The sequence below is a fragment of the Erwinia sp. CGal63 genome, from assembly GCF_037026505.1.
Lineage (GTDB): Bacteria > Pseudomonadota > Gammaproteobacteria > Enterobacterales > Enterobacteriaceae > Erwinia.
This window is the reverse complement of record NZ_JAKUMN010000020.1, coordinates 1-474: the sequence shown is the minus strand read 5'-3', so window position 1 is coordinate 474 and position 474 is coordinate 1. Positions and strand designations below refer to the sequence as shown.

The following is a 474-nucleotide window of genomic DNA, read 5'->3' as shown; positions in this document are numbered from 1 at the left end:
AGCAAATCAAGCTTTTAATTGAAGAGTTTGATCATGGCTCAGATTGAACGCTGGCGGCAGGCCTAACACATGCAAGTCGAACGGTAGCACAGAGGAGCTTGCTCCTTGGGTGACGAGTGGCGGACGGGTGAGTAATGTCTGGGGATCTGCCCGACAGAGGGGGATAACCACTGGAAACGGTGGCTAATACCGCATAATCTCGAAAGAGCAAAGAGGGGGACCTTCGGGCCTCTCACTGTCGGATGAACCCAGATGGGATTAGCTAGTAGGTGGGGTAACGGCTCACCTAGGCGACGATCCCTAGCTGGTCTGAGAGGATGACCAGCCACACTGGAACTGAGACACGGTCCAGACTCCTACGGGAGGCAGCAGTGGGGAATATTGCACAATGGGCGCAAGCCTGATGCAGCCATGCCGCGTGTATGAAGAAGGCCTTCGGGTTGTAAAGTACTTTCAGCGGGGAGGAAGGGATGA

General features: G+C 54.9%; 1 rRNA gene. It reads left to right on the top strand.

The annotated features are described in order from the left end of the window. Positions 1–15: 15 nt before the first annotated feature. Positions 16–474, top strand: a 16S ribosomal RNA gene (locus MKZ79_RS21180); the annotation flags it as partial.